Annotated in this window: 18 protein-coding genes; 11 read left to right on the plus strand and 7 right to left on the minus strand. The window is 74.2% G+C overall.

The window, feature by feature from the left end; all coding sequences use genetic code 11:
• Positions 1-9: 9 nt before the first annotated feature.
• Entirely contained in the window at positions 10-1,152 is a 1,143-nt protein-coding gene (locus tag ACH443_RS19645; protein ID WP_430555505.1) for a VanZ family protein, read from the plus strand.
• Positions 1,153-1,237: 85 nt separating this feature from the next.
• Positions 1,238-2,716, plus strand: a complete 1,479-nt coding sequence (locus tag ACH443_RS19650) for a mannitol dehydrogenase family protein (RefSeq protein WP_430591260.1) — start codon at positions 1,238-1,240, stop codon at positions 2,714-2,716.
• Positions 2,717-2,760: 44 nt separating this feature from the next.
• On the opposite strand, the gene ACH443_RS19655 is transcribed toward ACH443_RS19650, so the two are convergent.
• Entirely contained in the window at positions 2,761-3,840 is a 1,080-nt protein-coding gene (locus ACH443_RS19655; protein WP_430591261.1) for a YihY/virulence factor BrkB family protein, read from the minus strand.
• A 68-nt stretch (positions 3,841-3,908) separates the two neighbouring features.
• Positions 3,909-4,856 (minus strand): sugar-binding transcriptional regulator, encoded by a 948-nt coding sequence (locus tag ACH443_RS19660; protein ID WP_429762990.1) that lies wholly within the window; start codon positions 4,854-4,856, stop codon positions 3,909-3,911.
• Between the two features lie 171 nt (positions 4,857-5,027).
• On the opposite strand from ACH443_RS19660, the gene ACH443_RS19665 reads away from it, so the two are divergent.
• The 3 genes from ACH443_RS19665 to ACH443_RS19675 are packed head-to-tail and all read left to right on the plus strand — an operon-like array spanning position 5,028 to position 8,223.
• Entirely contained in the window at positions 5,028-6,395 is a 1,368-nt protein-coding gene (locus tag ACH443_RS19665; RefSeq protein ID WP_430591262.1) for an ABC transporter substrate-binding protein, read from the plus strand.
• Positions 6,392-7,345, plus strand: coding sequence for a carbohydrate ABC transporter permease (locus ACH443_RS19670; RefSeq protein WP_429762992.1), 954 nt, complete (start codon positions 6,392-6,394; stop codon positions 7,343-7,345). The genes ACH443_RS19665 and ACH443_RS19670 overlap by 4 nt, the downstream gene beginning before the upstream one ends.
• A gap of 2 nt (positions 7,346-7,347) precedes the next feature.
• Positions 7,348-8,223 carry a carbohydrate ABC transporter permease gene (locus tag ACH443_RS19675; protein WP_429762993.1) on the plus strand — a complete coding sequence of 292 codons (876 nt, stop codon included), beginning with the start codon at positions 7,348-7,350 and terminating at the stop codon, positions 8,221-8,223.
• On the opposite strand, the gene ACH443_RS19680 is transcribed toward ACH443_RS19675, so the two are convergent.
• A complete protein-coding gene (locus ACH443_RS19680) occupies positions 8,216-8,926 on the minus strand; it encodes a MarR family transcriptional regulator (RefSeq protein WP_430591263.1) in 711 nt (236 codons plus the stop codon). The two genes, ACH443_RS19675 and ACH443_RS19680, sit on opposite strands and share 8 nt — an antisense overlap.
• 244 nt (positions 8,927-9,170) lie before the next feature.
• Here ACH443_RS19680 and ACH443_RS19685 point away from each other — a divergent pair, with 244 nt between their 5' ends.
• Positions 9,171-9,836 carry a DUF4097 family beta strand repeat-containing protein gene (locus ACH443_RS19685; protein WP_430591264.1) on the plus strand — a complete coding sequence of 222 codons (666 nt, stop codon included), beginning with the start codon at positions 9,171-9,173 and terminating at the stop codon, positions 9,834-9,836.
• 69 nt (positions 9,837-9,905) lie between these two features.
• Positions 9,906-10,400, plus strand: coding sequence for a pyridoxamine 5'-phosphate oxidase family protein (locus ACH443_RS19690; RefSeq protein WP_430591265.1), 495 nt, complete (start codon positions 9,906-9,908; stop codon positions 10,398-10,400).
• Positions 10,401-10,407: 7 nt separating this feature from the next.
• On the opposite strand, the gene ACH443_RS19695 is transcribed toward ACH443_RS19690, so the two are convergent.
• The gene (locus ACH443_RS19695; protein WP_430591266.1) at positions 10,408-11,511 is read right to left on the minus strand and encodes an RDD family protein; all 1,104 of its coding nucleotides are present in this window, start codon (positions 11,509-11,511) and stop codon (positions 10,408-10,410) included.
• Between the two features lie 59 nt (positions 11,512-11,570).
• On the minus strand, positions 11,571-12,758 hold the full coding sequence (locus ACH443_RS19700; RefSeq protein ID WP_430591267.1) for a PEP/pyruvate-binding domain-containing protein: 1,188 nt from the start codon (positions 12,756-12,758) through the stop codon (positions 11,571-11,573).
• 97 nt (positions 12,759-12,855) lie between these two features.
• Here ACH443_RS19700 and ACH443_RS19705 point away from each other — a divergent pair, with 97 nt between their 5' ends.
• Complete coding sequence (locus ACH443_RS19705) at positions 12,856-13,311, plus strand: DNA-binding protein (protein ID WP_430591268.1); 456 nt, start codon at positions 12,856-12,858, stop codon at positions 13,309-13,311.
• On the plus strand, positions 13,308-13,961 hold the full coding sequence (locus ACH443_RS19710) for a transcriptional regulator (RefSeq protein WP_430591269.1): 654 nt from the start codon (positions 13,308-13,310) through the stop codon (positions 13,959-13,961). The genes ACH443_RS19705 and ACH443_RS19710 overlap by 4 nt, the downstream gene beginning before the upstream one ends.
• Before the next feature lie 21 nt (positions 13,962-13,982).
• On the opposite strand, the gene ACH443_RS19715 is transcribed toward ACH443_RS19710, so the two are convergent.
• Both ACH443_RS19715 and ACH443_RS19720 read right to left on the minus strand, forming a co-directional pair.
• A complete protein-coding gene (locus ACH443_RS19715; RefSeq protein ID WP_429763001.1) occupies positions 13,983-14,375 on the minus strand; it encodes a YunG family protein in 393 nt (130 codons plus the stop codon).
• 48 nt (positions 14,376-14,423) lie between these two features.
• Positions 14,424-14,870, minus strand: coding sequence for a MarR family winged helix-turn-helix transcriptional regulator (locus ACH443_RS19720; RefSeq protein WP_430591270.1), 447 nt, complete (start codon positions 14,868-14,870; stop codon positions 14,424-14,426).
• 160 nt (positions 14,871-15,030) lie between these two features.
• Between ACH443_RS19720 and ACH443_RS19725 the strand changes: the two genes are divergently transcribed.
• Positions 15,031-16,230, plus strand: a complete 1,200-nt coding sequence (locus ACH443_RS19725) for an MFS transporter (protein WP_430591271.1) — start codon at positions 15,031-15,033, stop codon at positions 16,228-16,230.
• Positions 16,231-16,273: 43 nt separating this feature from the next.
• Positions 16,274-17,104 carry an aldo/keto reductase gene (locus tag ACH443_RS19730; RefSeq protein WP_430591272.1) on the plus strand — a complete coding sequence of 277 codons (831 nt, stop codon included), beginning with the start codon at positions 16,274-16,276 and terminating at the stop codon, positions 17,102-17,104.
• The last annotated feature ends 140 nt before the right edge of the window (positions 17,105-17,244 follow it).

Raw genomic sequence — 17,244 nt, forward strand, 5'->3', positions numbered from 1 at the left:
GTCGGCGGCGTGATCGATCGATGGACATGGCCGGCCGCGGTGGGCGTCGGCCTCGGGGTGCTGGTGTTCCTCGGGGTGCTGATCCCCGTGCTGCTGGTGCAGCAGCGACGATACGGGCGGCTCGACGCGCGGCGGGTGCTCGGCGCCGCGGCGCTCGCGGTGTACGTCGTGACGCTGCTCGCGTACACGCTGCTGCCGCTGCCGTCGGGGGACCTGGCCGCGTGGTGCGCGGCGCACGGGGTCCCCGGCGCGGAGCTGGTGCCCCTGCACTCGCTGGACGACGTCCGCCGGGAGACGGCGGGCCTCGGGCTGCTGGCCACGCTGCGCAGCGCCGCGGTGCTGCAGGTGGCGTTCAACGTGCTGCTCTTCGTGCCGTGGGGCGTGCTGGCGCGGCGATACCTCGGGTGGGGCGTGGCCGGGTCCACCCTGAGCGCGCTCGTCGCGTCGGTCGCGATCGAGACGGTGCAGTACACCGGGATCCTCGGGATCATCCCGTGCTCCTACCGCGTGGCCGACGTGGACGACGTGCTCACCAACACGCTCGGCGGCCTGCTCGGCGCGCTCGTCGCACCCGTCGTGCTGCGCTGGATGCCGCAGGCGCGCGAGCTCGCCGCCGCGCGCCTGGAGCCGCGGCCGGTGACGTTCTGGCGCCGCGTCCTGGGGATGGTCACCGACCTGCTCGCCGCGTTCGCGCTGGGGGCGGCGCTGCAGCTCGCCTACCGGGTGGGGGTGCTGGCGACCGGTCGGGACGTCTCGTCGGCGACGACGTGGCCCGACGTGCTGCTCGGCACGGTGGTGCCCGCCGTCGTGGTCTTCCTCCTGCCGCCGTGGGTCGGCTCGGGCGCGTCGCTGGGGCAGCGGGCGGTGTGGCTGGAGCCGCGATGGCCCGACGGCGCGGGGGCGCTGCGACGCGGTCCGCTCGCGCGGCGCCTCGCCCGCGGGTACCTCGTGCTCGGCCTGTACGGGGTGCTGGGGATCGTGGAGGCGGTGCCGCCCGGCGACGCGTCGAACGCGTGGGCCGGGGCGCTGCAGAACGTGGTGGCGCTCGCGGCCCTGGTCGGCGTCGTCGCGACCGGCGACCGGCGCGGCCTCGCCTGTGTCCTCACGGGCGCGCGGATGGTCGACGCGCGGACGGGGCACCGGCCGCGGTGATGGCATTCCCGCGCTCATCTGTGACCATCGCAGTGCTCGTTTGCTACGTTGGTCCTTCCCGTACCCGACGGAGCAAGGACGCACCATGACCGCACTCAGCGCCGAGACCGTGGAGTCGCTCGCGAGCGACGACCTGGCTGTCCCGCAGTACGACCGCAGCCGCCTGCGCGCCGGCATCGTGCACCTGGGCGTCGGCGGGTTCCACCGCGCGCACCAGGCGATGTACCTGGACCGGCTGATGAACGCCGGCCAGGCGCTCGACTGGGCGATCTGCGGCGTCGGCGTGCTGCCGCACGACGCCCGCATGCGCGACGCGCTCGCCGCGCAGGACGGGATGTACACGCTGGTGCTCAAGCACCCCGACGGCACGCTCGAGGGCCGCGTCATCGGCTCGATCGTGGACTTCCTGCTCGCGCCGGACGACCCGGAGGCGGTGCTTTCGACGATGGCCTCCCCGGAGATCCGCATCGTGTCGCTGACCGTCACGGAGGGCGGCTACAACGTCAGCCCGGTGACGGGCGAGTTCGACGCCGACGACCCGGCCGTGCGTGCGGACCTGGAGCCCGGCGCCGTGCCCGCCACGACGTTCGGGCTGGTCACGGAGGCGCTGCGCCGCCGCCGGGACCGCGGCGTCCCGCCGTTCACCGTGCAGAGCTGCGACAACATCCAGGGCAACGGCGACGTCGCGCACCGCATGTTCGCCGCGTTCGCGCGGCTCAAGGACCCGGAGCTCGCCGGGTGGATCGAGGAGCACGTCCCGTTCCCCAACTCGATGGTCGACCGCATCACTCCCGTCACCACGGACGACGACCGCACCATGGTGGCCGAGCGGTTCGGGGTCGACGACGCGTGGCCGGTCGTGGCGGAGCCGTTCACGCAGTGGGTGGTCGAGGACCGGTTCGCGGACGGGCGCCCGCCGTACGAGGAGGTCGGCGCGCAGCTCGTCGACGACGTCGAGCCGTACGAGCTGATGAAGCTGCGCCTGCTCAACGCCAGCCACCAGGCCCTGTGCTACCTGGGCTACCTGGCCGGGTACCGGTACGCGCACGAGGTCTGCGCCGACGAGACGTTCGTGCGCTTCCTGCGCGACTACATGGCGCGCGAGGGCGCCCCGACGCTGCTGCCCGTGCCGGGCGTGGACCTCGAGGAGTACGAGGCCACGCTGATCGAGCGGTTCGCCAACCCGCACGTGCGCGACACGCTCGCCCGCCTGTGCGCCGAGTCCTCCGACCGCATCCCCAAGTGGCTCGTCCCGGTGATCCGGGCGAACCTCGCCTCCGGCGGCGACGTGCACCGGTCCGCGGCCGTCGTCGCCGCGTGGGCGCGGTACGACGAGGCCGTGGACGAGCAGGGCGAGCCCATCGAGATCGTCGACCGCCTCGCGGACCGCCTGAAGGCCGCGGCGGCGAGGAACCGGGAGGACCCGCTGGTGTTCGTCCGCGACGAGGAGCTCTTCGGCGACCTGGCGTCGGAGCCGCGGTTCGTCGAGGCGTACACCGCCGCGCTGGACTCGCTGCACACGCTCGGCGCCCGCGCGACGGTCGAGGGCCTCGTCGCGGGCTGAGCCCCGGAGGCGTCCGTCAGCCGGCCGCGCTCGGTCGGCCGCGCTCAGTCCGCCGCGCGGTCGCGGGCGGCGGCCTCGCGGACCGCGCGGTCCTCGGCGACGGCGTCGCGCCGCTTGCCGGCCTTCTTGTCGCTGGCCTTGGTGTCGCGCGGCGGGAGCTGGATGTTCTCCTCGGCGGCGATGCCGTCGTTGAGCTCGCGGCTGCGCTCCACCTCGGCGTCGAGCTCGGCGCCGAACAGCAGCACGAGGTTGACGATCCACAGCCACAGCAGCAGCACGATGAACGTGGCGAGGATGCCGTACGAGCCGTAGTTGGAGAAGCTGCTGCCGACGTACCAGCCGAACGCCGCGGACGCGATCGCGGTCACGACGATGGCGACGACAGCGCCGACGCTCAGCCAGCGGAACCGCGGCCGCTTCACGTTCGGGGTGAAGTGGTACAGCATCGCCACGGCGACGACGACGAGCAGGAGCGCCACCGGCCACTTCGCGATGCCCCACACGGTGAGGGCGACGTCCCCCAGGCCGATCGCCTCGCCCACGGACCGGGCGATCGGCCCGGAGAGCACCAGGCTCGCGACCACGACGGTGGCGATGATCAGCACCACCAGGGTCAGCGCGAACATCGCCGGGCGCAGCTTCCAGACCGGGCGCCCCTCCTCGACGTCGTAGATGCGGTTCATCGCGCGGCCGAACGCCCCGACGTACCCCGACGCCGACCAGAGCGCGAGCACGAGACCGACGACGAGGGCGATCCCCGCGCCCGTGTTGCCGACCGCGTTCTCGATGAGCGGCTCGACGATGCCGATCATGTCCTCGGGGAGGAACTCTTCGAGGGTGCTCAGCATCGACTTGAGGGCGCTCTCGGGGTTCCCCACGAACCCCAGCAGCGACACCAGCGCCAGCAGCGCGGGCGCGGACGCCAGGACGGCGTAGTACGTCAGCCCGGCGGCGAGGTCGGTGCACTGGTCGGCCCCGAACTCACGGACCGTGCCCTTGAGGGCCCGGCCCCAGGACGGTTTCGGCGCGTCGGACGGCGCGCGCGGGGTGTCGGGGACGTCGTGCGTGGCGTCGTCGTCCGCCCGTGCGCGACGCTCGGGCTGGTGCTCGCCGGACTCGGTCATGGTGGCCTCCTCGGTCACCCCCAGGCTCGACGGCGCAGGTCATGCCCGCAATCGGGACAGCGGCGGCGCTACCCGGCGGACGCGTCCACCAGCTCCTCGAGCGCGCCCGCGGCGGCGTCGTCGCACACGACGGTGGTGGCGATGCCGCCCGCGACGGCGGCGCGCAGGCCGGGCGCGGCCTCGCGCCCGTAGCCGGCGGTGACGACCTCGGGGGTGCGGACGAGCTGGTCGAAGGTCACGCCCACCACGCGGGCGTCGAGCGGCGTGACGACGCGGCGGCCCTCGGCGTCGAAGAGCCGTCCGGAGCACTCGGCGACGGTCCCCGCGGCGGTGGCGGCGCGCCGCTCGTCCCCCGTGACCTGGGGGAACACGGTGGATCCGGTGGCCGTCCACGCCCCGATCGCGACGACGGCGACGTCGAGGCCGTCGGCGCGGTCGAGGGCGGCGGCGATCTCGGGCTGCCGGCGCATGCCGGCGGCCGTGCCGGGGTCGGCCACGAGCAGCGGCGACCAGACCGGCCAGGTGCGCACGCCCGGCATCCGGCGGAAGCCCTGGATCATGTCGAGCGAGTCGCCCGACCCGTCCACCGGCAGCGCGCCGACCAGCTGCACGACGTCGCACGCGGGCAGGGGATCGAGGTGGCGCACCGCGATCTCGATCGTGCGGGACCAGGAGACGCCGAGGGTCGCGCCCTCGCGCACGTGCGCGGAGACGACGCCGGCGAGCGCACGGGCGACCGACTCGCGCGTCGCGCCGGGGGTGCCGGCCGCGCCGGCGATCACGACCTCGCGCGCGCCGAGGCGCTCGGCCAGGCGCCGGGCGCGGCCGGCGTCCAGGTGGGCGGGCGGCGAGATCTCGATCCGTACGACGCCGCTCTCGCGCGCCTCGGCGAGCAGCCGGGCCACCTGGAAGCGGGAGATGCCGCGGGCGGACGCGATGTCGACCTTGGAGCGGTTGTCGAGGTAGTAGTCGCGGCTGACCTCCACGAGGAGGCGGGCGTGCTCGGCGTCGGTCACGGGATCATCCTCCTCGCAGGTCGGGCCGCCGCGCCACTCTGAGCGCTCGGTCCTTGCTCACGTGAGCATCACGAACTACTGTCCATACAGATGAGCGCAGCGCCGCATCTCATCTGTGCGCGCCGGAGCTCGTCGAGATACACCGACAGGACCGACGACGTGAGGACAGCGATGTTCCGACCACGAACCCGGAGGCTCGCCGCCGCGGCCGGCGCCGCCGTCCTCGGGCTCTCCCTGGCCGCCTGCGCGGGGGCGGGCGCCGTCGGCGGGGGAGACGGCGAGCAGATCGTCGTGGCGATCGTCTCGAACCCGCAGATGCAGGACGCGATCTCCCTCCAGGACGAGTTCCGCAAGGAGCACCCCGGCATCGACGTGCGCTTCGTGTCCCTGCCGGAGAACGAGGCCCGCGCCAAGATCACCGCGTCCGTCGCCACCGGCGGCGGGGAGTTCGACGTCGTGATGATCTCCAACTACGAGACGCCGATGTGGGCCGAGAACGGCTGGATCGAGAACCTGCAGCCGTACGCCGACGCCACCGAGGGCTACGACCCGGACGACTTCGTGCCCAGCGTGCGGGAGGCGCTGTCGGTGGACGGCGACCTCTACTCGGTGCCGTTCTACGGCGAGTCGTCGTTCCTCGCCTACCGCAAGGACCTCTTCCAGCAGGCGGGCCTCACCATGCCGGACCGTCCCACCTGGGACGACGTCCGCGAGCTGGCCGCCGAGCTCCACGACCCGTCGCAGGACTTCGCGGGCATCTGCCTGCGCGGGCTGGCCGGGTGGGGCGAGGTCATGGCCCCCATGACGACCGTGATGAACACCTACGGGGGGCAGTGGTTCGACGAGGGCGGGAACGCCCGCCTCGACTCGCCCGAGGTGCGCGAGGCCGTCGAGACGTACGTCGACACCGTGCAGCAGTACGGGCAGCCTGGCGCCGCGACCTCCGGCTTCGGCGACTGCCTCACCCGGTTCGCGCAGGGCCAGGCGGCCATGTGGTACGACGCGACGTCGATGGTCTCGTCGATCGAGGACCCGGCGTCGTCGACCGTGGCGGGCAAGACGGGCTACGTGCCCGCGCCGGTGAGCGAGACCGACGCGGCCGGCTGGCTGTACTCCTGGTCCCTGGCGATCCCGTCCACCAGCGAGCACAAGGACGCCGCCTGGGACTTCGTGTCGTGGATGACCGACAAGGACTACATCACGCTGGTCGGCTCCACGCTCTCCTGGGAGCGGGTGCCGCCCGGCAGCCGGCTGTCCACGTACGAGATCCCGCAGTACGCGGAGGTCTCGGAGGCGTACGCCGACGCGACCCTCACCGCGATGAGCGAGGCCACCCAGGAGAAGACGATGGTGGCGCCCGTGCCGTACCCGGGCATCCAGTTCGTCGGCATCCCCGAGTTCCAGGATCTCGGCACCCGCGTGGGGCAGCAGATGTCGGCCGCGATCGCGGGGCAGAAGTCGGTGGCGGACGCGCTGGAGCAGTCGCAGCAGTACGCCGAGACCGTCGCCGAGACGTACCGCAGGGAGAACGAGCGATGACCGCCGTCACCACGCAGGCCGGGAACCTGCGGCGCGCGCAGGCCCAGCGCGCCGCCCGCGCGGACAAGCACCGGTACTCCCGCGCCGAGCGGTGGCGCCGCCGCGGGCCGCTGCTGCCGGCGCTGGTCTTCACGATCGTCGTCACGCAGATCCCGTTCCTCGTGACGATCTGGTACTCGCTGCACTCGCGGAACCTCTTGCGCCCCGACTCCGACCTCTTCGTCGGGCTCTCGAACTATCTCGACATCGCGCGCGACTCGGTGTTCCGCCAGACGGCGCTCAACTCGGTGGTCATCACCCTCGGCTGCGTGCTGGTCGCGATGGTGCTGGGCATCGTGCTCGCGATCCTGCTCGACCGGCCGTTCCGCGGCCGGGGCGTGGCGCGCACGCTGCTCATCACGCCGTTCCTCATCATGCCCGTGGCCAGCTCGGTGCTGTGGTCGATGGCGATGCTCAACCCGACGTACGGGCTGTTCAACTGGACGCTCGGGCTGGTGGGCATCGACCCCGTCGACTGGACCTCCACGTACCCGATCGTCGCGATCCTCATGGCCCTGGTGTGGCAGTGGACGCCGTTCATGATGCTGCTCGTCCTGGCCGGGCTGCAGGCCCAGCCGAAGGACGTGCTCGAGGCCGCCGCGATGGACGGCGCCGGCTGGTGGCGCACCTTCGGGTCGATCACGCTGCCGCAGCTGCGCCGGTACATCGAGCTGGGCGTGCTGCTCGGGATCATCTACGTGGTCAACACGTTCGACCAGATCTACCTCATGACCGCCGGCGGCCCCGGGACGGCCAGCGCCAACCTGCCGTTCTACATCTACCAGCGCGCCTTCCTCGGCTTCGACGTCGGGCAGGCCGCCGCGATGGGCGTCGTCGTCGTCATCGCCACGATCATCGTCGCCTCCGCCGCGCTGCGGCTCATCTTCCGCAGCTTCGACGTCAAGGAGTGAGCATGACCGCCACCGAAACGGCCCCGCGCACGCCTGTCGCCCCGTCCGCGGCCGCGCGCCGCTCAGGCCGGAGCAGCGTCACCGGGGGGCTGCTCACCACCCTCACCTGGATCCTCGCGCTCGGGTTCTTCTTCCCCGTCCTGTGGATGGCGATGACGGCGTTCAAGCAGGAGAACCAGGCGTCGTCCGACCCGCCCACGTGGTTCTTCACCCCGACGCTCGACCAGTTCCAGGCGGTGGTCGGGGAGTCCGGCACGTACGTCGCGAACTCGGCGATCGCCACCGGCGTCTCGACCGTCCTCGTGCTGCTGCTCGGCATCCCCGCCGCGTACGCGCTGTCGATCCGGCCGGTGGAGAAGGTCAGTGACGTGCTGTTCTTCTTCATCTCCACCAAGATGCTGCCGGTCGTGGCCGTCATCGTGCCGATCTACGTCATCGCCGGGCAGCTCAAGGTGCTCGACAACATCTGGACACTGGTCGTGCTGTACACGGCGATGAACCTGCCGATCGCGGTGTGGATGATGCGGTCGTTCTTCCAGGAGATCCCCGCCGAGGTGCTCGAGGCGGCCGCCGTCGACGGCGCGGGGCTGATGAAGACGCTGCGGTCCGTGCTCATCCCGATGGTCGCGCCCGGCATCGCCGCGACGGCGCTCATCTGCGTGATCTTCGCGTGGAACGAGTTCTTCTTCGCGCTCAACCTCACCGCGTCGCGCGCCGCCACCGTGCCGATCTTCATCGTCTCGACGATGACGAGCGAGGGCCTGTTCCTCGCGCGGCTCTGCGCCGCCGCGCTGCTCGCGTCGCTGCCGGTGATCCTCGCCGGGTGGATCGCGCAGAAGCAGCTGGTGCGCGGCCTGTCGATGGGCGCGATCAAGTAGCCGGGCCGGTGTGCAGCAGGTCGCGGGCCTGCTCGGCCGCGCGGGTGATGCTGTCGGCGACGAAGTCGATGAAGCGGGCCATGTTCTCCAGGCGCGCGCCCGCGGCGGAGTCGCGGCCCAGGACGTCGACCCCCTGCCGGGCGGTGGCGGCGAGCGCGGCGTTGGAGCGCGCGGCGGCGATCATCGACTGGTACCAGGCGTCGCCGTCGGCGGCGTAGCGCTCGCGGCGCCCGTCCTCGCGCTCGCGGCGGATCAGCCCCAGGTTCTCCAGCAGCGCGACCGCCTTGGACACCGACGCCGGGCTCACCTGCAGCCTCTCGACCAGCTCCGCCGCGGTGAGGCTGCCCGAGTCCGCCACGTACAGCCGCGTGAGCACGGCCGCGGACATGCGGGGGAGGCCGGACTGCATGAGCAGCGTCGTGAACGTCTCCTCGTACTCCCGCAGGGCCGCGTCGTCGGTCGCGGCCCCCGAGCCGGACGTCGCGCGCGGCGAGGCGGGACGACGACGGTGCGCGCGCTGCTGGGTGGCGCGCTGCGCGAGGTCGGCGCGGTAGCCGCCGGGGCCGCCGTTGCGCATCACCTCGCGCGTGACGGTCGACGTCGGGCGGTCGAGCCGGCGGGCGATCTCGGCGTACGCGAGGTCGTCGGCGAGGCCCAGCGCGATCTGCTGGCGCTCCTGGGCGGTGAGCCGGCCTCCCGGCATGGCGTCCTCCTGGGGTCGGGCCCGGGGTCGGGCCGGGTGCCACGTTACGTTCACTTCGAGTCAGGTGCAACGGGCTCAAGCGCGGTGGTTGCGTTGATTTTCAGGCCTGGTGCAACGATAGTGGCATTGTGACCTGCGCAAACGGTCGTCTGATGCAACATTGCTCTTGCCCGATCTACGAACGCAACGTAGCGTTTCGCATGTCAGAAAGTCACCGCACCGACCATCGCAGGAGCTGAGAACGATGCAGAACTTCGCCACCCCCGCCCCCGTCTCCGCCGTCGTCGACGTCCCGGCCGGGCGCCTCACCTTCGTCGCCGCCGACCGGTCCGACACCGCGGTCGAGGTGCGGCCCGCCGACGCCTCGAAGCGCCGCGACGTCGAGGCCGCCGAGCAGACCACCGTCGCGTACGCCGACGGCGTCCTGCGCGTCGCGGCGCCCGACGGGCACCGGGCCTTCGGGCCTTCCGGCTCTGTCGAGGTCACGGTGCAGCTGCCCGCTGGGTCCGCGGTCGAGGTCACCGCGGCGAGCGCCCCCCTGCGCGGCGTCGGGCGCCTGGGCGCCGTCGTCGTCGAGACCGCGCACGGTGACGTCAAGATCGACGAGGCGGCGAGCGCCCGCCTCGCCACGCAGGCCGGCGACATCACCGTCGGCCGGCTCACCGGCCCCGGCACGCTGAGCACCGCGAAGGGCGACCTCCGCGTGGAGGAGGCCGTGCAGGGTGCGCTCGACCTGAGCACCCAGGCCGGCGACGTGACCGTGGGCGTCGCGTCCGGCGTCACCGCGTCGCTCGACGCGGGCACGACGCTGGGCCGCATCAACAACTCGATCACGAACAGCGGCGGCGACGTCCAGGTCGCGATCCGCGCCACCACCACGATGGGCGACGTGTCGGCGCACAGCCGCTGAGTCGACCGCCGCAGGATCCCGGACCCGCCGGGCCGACGAGTTCCGTCGGCCCGGCGGGTCTGTCCTGTCATGACCCCCACCGGAACCCTCGACGCCCGCTTCAGCGAGGCCACCGCGCCCACCCCCTGGCCGGAGGTCGAGGCCGCGCTGACGGCCGCGACCCTGTACCGGCTCGTCACCGTCCGGGCGGACGGCCGCCCGCACGTCACGCCGCTCGTCGGGCTGTGGACCGACGACGGCTTCGTCTTCTGCACCGGCCCCGGCGAGCAGAAGGCCCACAACCTCGCACACAGCCCGCATGTGGCCGTGACGATCGGGTCCCCGGAGTGGGACGCCGGGCTCGACGTCGTCGTGGAGGGCGTCGTCGTCCGCGCGACCGGCGAGCCGGAGCTCCGCCGGCTCGCCGACGGCTTCCGCGCCAAGTACGGCGACGCCTGGGACTTCGAGAACGACGACGAGTCCTTCGACCCGCACGGCCAGCGCGCGCTCGTCTACCGGGTCGTCACCGACAAGGTGCTCGCGTTCGCCAAGTCGCCGCACGGGCAGACGAGGTTCCGCCCCTGACGTCGCGTCACGGCGCCAGGTCGGGGTCCAACGGGAGGGTGAGTGCCGTGCCGCACTCGCCGACCCCGTCGAGGACGGTGGCGGCCCACCCCTCGGCGAGCTCGTCGTGCGTCACGAGGGTCTCCGACCGGAGCGTCGTGGGCGTGCCGCCGGCCGCGTCCTGCGCCGGTTCCGGCCAGGATCCGTCGGCCCAGAGCGGGTCGCCGTCGTCAGGGACGGTCGTAGCGGGCTCGTCGTCGGCGGCGCGGGCCTCGAGGGTGGGGGTGCCGGTGGGCTGCGTCGGCCAGTCGGCGGGCACGGTCCACCGCGCGCCGAGGCGCCACGTCGTCGTGGCGTTGCGGTGGATGCCCAGCCGTGACTCCCAGCTCTCCGCGCGCTGCGCGACGATCGTCGCCGACGCCGAGACGTCGACGCTCTCGTCCGTGAGCCGGCAGGACCCGACGACGACGGGCCCCTCGGTCTGAGAGCCCGCGCCCACCAGCAGGCTCATCCCGGCGGCGGGCACGCAGAGCACGAACGCGGCGACGGCGGTGACGCGGTGCGGCCAGCGCAGCCACGGCGCGTGCGTGTCGCGAGCCGTGCGGAGTCGCGCGACGAGGGGGTGCGGCTCGGGCCTCGTCGTGCGCACCGCGACGGTGCCGAGCAGCGAGTCGGCGAAGGTGCGGCCGTCCTTTCGGAACGCCGCGCGCAGGTAGCCGATCAGCACGATCGCGTCGAGGACGTGCGCGAACCAGCGCAGCACCGTGCCGGGCAGCCCGATCGGCCGGCCGGAGCGGTCGTCGACCACCGCAACGCCGGCCACCCGCTTGCCGGGCGTCATGCCGGTGTACGCCTGGAGCGCCCCGAGCGCCAGCAGGGTCCCCGCGGTCCACCCCGCGCCGCCGTCGCCGCCGGGCTCGCCCAGGCCCGGGAGCGCGGCGAGGGTCGGCGCGGCGCCCGTCGCGAGGAAGGCCACCGCCGCCACGAGCGCGGAGTCGAGGAGCGCCGCCAGCACCCGCAGGCCCCACGCCGCCGGCGGCCGGTCGGGCGTGAACGGGTCGAGGGCGTGCTCGACGGGAGGCCCGGGCGTGGCCGGGAGCGCCGGCGGCGTCGCCGGCGTCGTCGTGGTCATGGCGGGATGGTTCCACGACGGCGCGCGGGCGTCCACGGGATGTCCAGCCCGTGCCCAGGTCACGGGCGCGCGACGGTCCCCGCGTCGCCGTCCACGACGACCGCGCCGGCGTCGCGCAGGGCGTCGGTCGCCGCGGGCACGCCGAGCACGGCGGGCAGCCGCAGCTCGCGCGCGACGATCGCCGCGTGCGACAGCAGCCCACCCGTCTCGGTGACGACGGCGGCGACGACGCCGAACAGCGGCGTCCACGCGGGGTCCGTCTCGCGGCACACCAGCACGTCGCCGGGCCGGACCGCGCCGAAGTCGTCCGGTCCGCGCACCACCCGCGCCGGCCCGCTCGCCCGGCCGCCGCTCGCCCCGGTGCCCCGCAGCACCCCGTCGTCGCTGTGAGCGGGAGCCTGGCCCCGTCCTGCCCCTCGATCAGGGCCGGTCTCCCGCTCACAGCGGTCGACGGGGAGGGCGGCCGTGACCGGGCGGGCCTGCAGCAGCCAGGCCGTGCCGGCATCGTCCACCGCCCACTCGACGTCCTGCGGGCCGCCGCGCAGGTCGGCGACCTGTCGCCCGAGCGCGGCGAGGCGCAGCACGGCGTCGTCGTCGAGGCAGGGGCGGTCGCGGTCCGCCGCCGGGACGTCGCGGGTCCTGGTGCCGCCGGGGGAGCGGTCCACGCGGGTGCGCTTGTCGCCGGTGCGGTGCTCGACGACGCGCCCGGCGACGACGGTCCACCGGTCGGGGTCGACGGTGCCCTGCACCACGCTCTCGCCCAACCCCCAGGAGCCCTCGACGACGGTGCGCCCGCCGCCGGTGAACAGCACCCCCGCCGCGCGGGCGTCGACCAGCCGCTGCACGACGACGGCGACGTCGGCGGCGGGTGTTCCGGCAGCCGGTGCGCCGCTCGTCGCCGCCCGGTAGGCGGTGACCCGCGGCCCGGCGGCCGACGCTCGGCAGGCGAGCAGCGCCGCGACGACGTCGCTCGCGCCGGTGACGCCGAGCACCGTCTCGTACTGGCCCGCAGCCGAGGCCCTGGGCCCGTCCTCGTCCGTCGCGGACGACCGCACGGCCACGGCCGAGCGCCGCCCCAGCGCGTCGAGCGCCCCGTCGACGGCGGCCCGCAGGTCGACATCCTCGAGCGAGGGCGGGACGACGACACCGACCGGTACCGGCAGCCCGGCCCGCCGCAGCGCGCCCAGGCCGGCCGCCTTGGCGCCGTGCGCCGCCGTCGCGGCGTCGAGCGGCACGACGGTGTCCATGCCGCACCTCCGTCCCCTGACCTTCGTCCTCGCCGCCGCCATGGCGCGACATCAACACATCATTGACAACAGTTCGTTGATGGTGCACGGTCGCGGGATGGAACGCAAGACCCGCCCGGACGACCGTGCCGCCGACCGTGCCGCCGGCCAGGCCGCCGACCACGAGCGCGACCAGGGTGACGCCGACGCCGAGGCGCGCGCCCGGCGCGTGCTGCTCGGCCTCGGCGCGGACAAGCTGACCTCGCGCCCGTGGCAGCCGGGCGCGGTGCCGCCGTCGGCGACGGACCTGGTACGGCACTACCTGTGGCGCTCGGCAGGCGGGACGCTCACCGCCGAGGAGGATGCCGCGGGGGCGCTCGCGGCCCTCGCGCTGGTGCCCGCCGCGCGCGCCGAGGCCGAGCAGCTCGAGACGGCGGCCCTGTTCTCCGCGCGCGCCGCCGGTCACACCTGGGGGCGGATGGCGGGTGCGCTGGGGCTGGGCTCCCCGCAGGCGGTGCAGCAGCGGCTCGACCGGCTCGTCGCGAGGTCCGCGGGAGCGGGGGAGGCGCCGTGAGCCGCGTGTCGGAGCCTGGGCTCCTCGTGCTGCACGCCGTCCGCGTGCGGGGCTCGGCGGACGCCGCGGCCGTCGCAAGGCGGTCGGGGCTCACGGTCGACGTCGCCCGCGAGCACCTGCTCGACCTCGAGGCGTTCGGCCACGTGACCTGGGCGGAGTTCGCCGGGACCGGCGGCTGGTCCCTCACCGAGCGCGGTCGGGCCGAGGGGGAGCGGCGCCTCGCGGCGGAGCTCGCTGCCGACCCGACCGGGCGCGCGTCCGCCGTCGTGCGCGCGGCGCTCTCGACCTTCGACCCGCTCAACGCCCGGCTGCTGCAGGCCTGCACGGACTGGCAGCTGAGGCCCGCCGCGAGCGGCCGGCTGGACCTCAACGACCATCGCGACGCCGCCTGGGACGCCCGCGTCCTCGACGAGCTGGGGGCCGTCGCCGCCGAGGCGCGGCCGCTGCTCGCCGGGCTCGCGGCGGAGCTCGACCGGTTCGCGGGCTACGGCGTGCGGCTCGACGACGCCCTGGCGGCGGCGCGGGGCGGCGACGGCACGCGCGTGGCCGGGATCGGCGCGGCCTCCGTCCACGGGGTGTGGATGGAGCTGCACGAGGACCTGCTCGCCACGGTGGGGATCCCGCGCGGCGCGGTCGAGCCGCGCCCCTGAGGGGCAGGTCCCGCACTCGGCTCAGCGCTCGGACGCGGCGCCCAGCGCGGCGAGGACCCGGTCGCGGAGGAGCTCGTACTGCTCCCGGTGGTAGCGGGGTGCGTCCGGTGGCCTGACGACCACCGTGCCGCCGACGACCGTCTCCTCGGGGCGGAACTGGTCCGCCGTGAGGTCGACGTCCGTACCGTCCGGCAGCCGGTTCCAGTAGTGGTGGCCGATCTGCGCCCCGTCGACGTGGACCTCGGCGAGGACCAGGTCGCCGCCGAGGACGTCCTGGACGACCAGTGCGGTCATGCCGCACTGGTCGCGCGAGGGGTGCTCGGGGGTCCACTCGGCGCTCATGTGCGGGTAGCAGGTGTCGGGGCCCCAGGCGGCGAGGAAGTGTTCACGCAGCTCATCGACGGTGATCGGCATCCCCGCAGCATGGCACCGGGCACCGACACGCCTCGGGGGGCGTCGCCGTCAGACCGCGGCGACCTCGTGCAGCGACGACGCGAGCGGCGCGATCTCCGGGATGTCCTCGGCGCGCGTGAGCGCCTCCTCGAGCGCGCGGTCGTGCGTGGGCCGGGCCCGCTTCAGCAGGGCGCGACCGGCGGGCGTGAGCTCGGTGTAGATGCCCCGGCGGTCGTCGGCGCACAGGATGCGCGTGAGCAGGCCGCGGTCCTCGAGGCGTGTGACGAGGCGCGTCGTGGCGCTGCTGGACAGCGCGGCGGCGCGCGCGAGCTGCTGCATGCGCATGTGCCAGCCGTCCTGGCGGCTCAGTGCGTCGAGCACGGTGAACTCCACGACGGAGAGCTGGTGCTCCTTCTGCAGCGCGCGTTCCAGGTCCGTCTCGATCAGCCCGTGCAGCGCGGCGAGCGTGCGCCAGCCGCGCGCGCGGATCTCGACGGCGTCGTCGGCGATTCCCATGTCGGCCTCCTCGCGGGCCTCGTCGTCGGGCCCGGTGTCCCGTCGTCCGGGTCACAGCATAGCGCCTTGCGCCGATATAACGCGTGTGCAACTATCTAGAACGTTGCGCGTGCAACTACTGCGTGCGCAACGTTCCCCTCTCCCGACCCTGGAGGCCTCGATGCCTGCCGCGCTGTACGCCCTCGCCCTCGGGGGCTTCGGCATCGGACTCACCGAGTTCGTCATCATGGGCCTGCTGCCGGAGGTGGCCGCCGACTTCGGCGTCACCGAGCCGGTGGCCGGCTACCTCATCTCCGGCTACGCCCTGTCCGTGGCCGTCGGCGCCATCGCCATGACGGCCGCGCTGTCCCGCATGCCGCGCAAGCCGGCGCTCCTGCTGCTCATGGTCCTGTTCATCGTCGGCAACCTGCTGTGCGCCGTCGCCCCCACCTACGGCATGACGATGGTCGGCCGGGTCGTCGCGGCACTGTGCCACGGCGCGTTCTTCGGGATCGGCGCGGTGGTCGCGGCCGACCTCGTCCCGGCGAACCGTCGCGCGGCCGCCATCTCGATCATGTTCGCGGGCCTCACCGTCGCGAACGTCGCCGGGGTGCCGCTCGGCACCTTCCTCGGCCAGGCGGCGGGCTGGCGCGCCACGTTCTGGGCCGTCACCGCCGTGGGCGTGCTCGGCCTGGTCGGCATCGCCGTGCTCGTGCCCCGCACCGAGCACCGCTCCGCCGGCTCCGTGCTGTCGGAGTTCCGCATCTTCCGCAGCCGCCAGGTCTGGCTGTCGATGGCGGTCACGGTGCTCGGCTACGGCGGCATGTTCGGCGCCTTCAGCTACATCGCGTTCACGCTCACCGGGGTGAGCGGGTTCAGCAGCACCGCCGTCCCGTGGCTGCTCGTCGTGTTCGGCGTCGGCACGGTCACGGGCAACGTGCTGGGCGGTCGCGCCGCCGACCGGAACCTCGTCAAGGCGCTCGTCACCGTCATCGCGGTGCTGGCCGTCGTCCTCGTCCTCTTCGCCCTCACCGCGCAGAGCAAGGCCGCGACCGTCGTCGGCCTGCTGCTCATGGGCGGCTTCGGCTTCGCGACCGTGCCCGCGCTGCAGACCCGCATCATGCGGTACACGGACGCCGCGCCGACGCTCGGCTCCGGCGCCAACATCGCCGCGTTCAACGTCGGCAACGCGTTCGGCGCCTGGGCGGCCGGCCTCGCCCTCGCCGCCGGCGCGGGGTACACCTCGCCCCTGTGGGTCGGCGCGGCCGTCACCGTCGCCGGGCTCGGCGTCCTGCTGGTCGCCGTCCGCACCCGTGGCGGCGAGCTCGCCCGCCCCCGTGCCGCCGAGCGAGAGCGCGAGCTCGCGCCGACCGCCGTCTGACATCCCCAGAGCCCAGCACCGCACCACCGGAAGGACCCTCCTCATGACCGCGAACGTCCCCACCGTCTCCCTCGCCGACGGCACCGCCATGCCCCAGCTCGGCTTCGGCGTCTTCCAGGTGCCCGACGCCGAGACCACGGCCGCGGTGAGCGCCGCGCTCGACGCGGGCTACCGCAGCATCGACACGGCCGCCGTCTACGGCAACGAGCGCGGCGTCGGCCGCGCCCTGGCGGAGTCGGGCGTCGCCCGCGACGACCTGTTCGTCACCACCAAGCTGTGGATCGACCGGCTGGGCCGCGCCGCCGCCCGCGAGGGCCTCGAGCAGAGCCTCGAGAAGCTCGGCCTCGACCCCGTGGACCTGTACCTCATCCACTGGCCGACCCCCGCCACGGACGACTACCTCGACGCCTGGCAGGGCCTGGAGGACCTGCGCGCCGCCGGCCTCGCGACGTCGATCGGCGTGTCCAACTTCCTGCCCGAGCACCTCGACCGCGTCGCCGCCCTCGGCGGCAGCACCCCGGTCGTGAACCAGGTGGAGCTGCACCCCGCGCTGCAGAACCGCGACACCGTCGCGGCGAACGCCCGCCACGGCGCGGTGACCGAGGCGTGGAGCCCGCTGGCGCAGGGCGCCGTGCTGGGCGACGCGCCCGTCGTCGACGCCGCCCGCGCGCACGGTGTCACGCCCGCCCAGGTGGTGCTGCGCTGGCACCTGCAGCAGGGCCGCGTCGTCATCCCCAAGTCGGTGACGCCCGCGCGCATCGCCGCGAATCTCGACGTCTTCGGCTTCGACCTCACGGACGCCGAGCTCGCCGCCATCGACGGGCTGGAGCGCGACGGCCGCACCGGCCCGCACCCGGCGTCCTTCAACGGCTGACCACCCAGAGTGCTGTGAGCGGGGGGGGGGGGGCCGGGGGGGGGGGGGGGCGGGGGCCCACCCCCCCCCCCCCCCCGCGCGGGGGGGGGGGGGGCGCCCCCCCCCCCCCCCCGGGGCCCCCCCCCCCCGCCCCCCCCCCG

Source organism: Isoptericola sp. NPDC019571, from assembly GCF_044389385.1.
In the GTDB taxonomy this organism is placed as follows: Bacteria; Actinomycetota; Actinomycetes; order Actinomycetales; family Cellulomonadaceae; genus Isoptericola; species Isoptericola nanjingensis.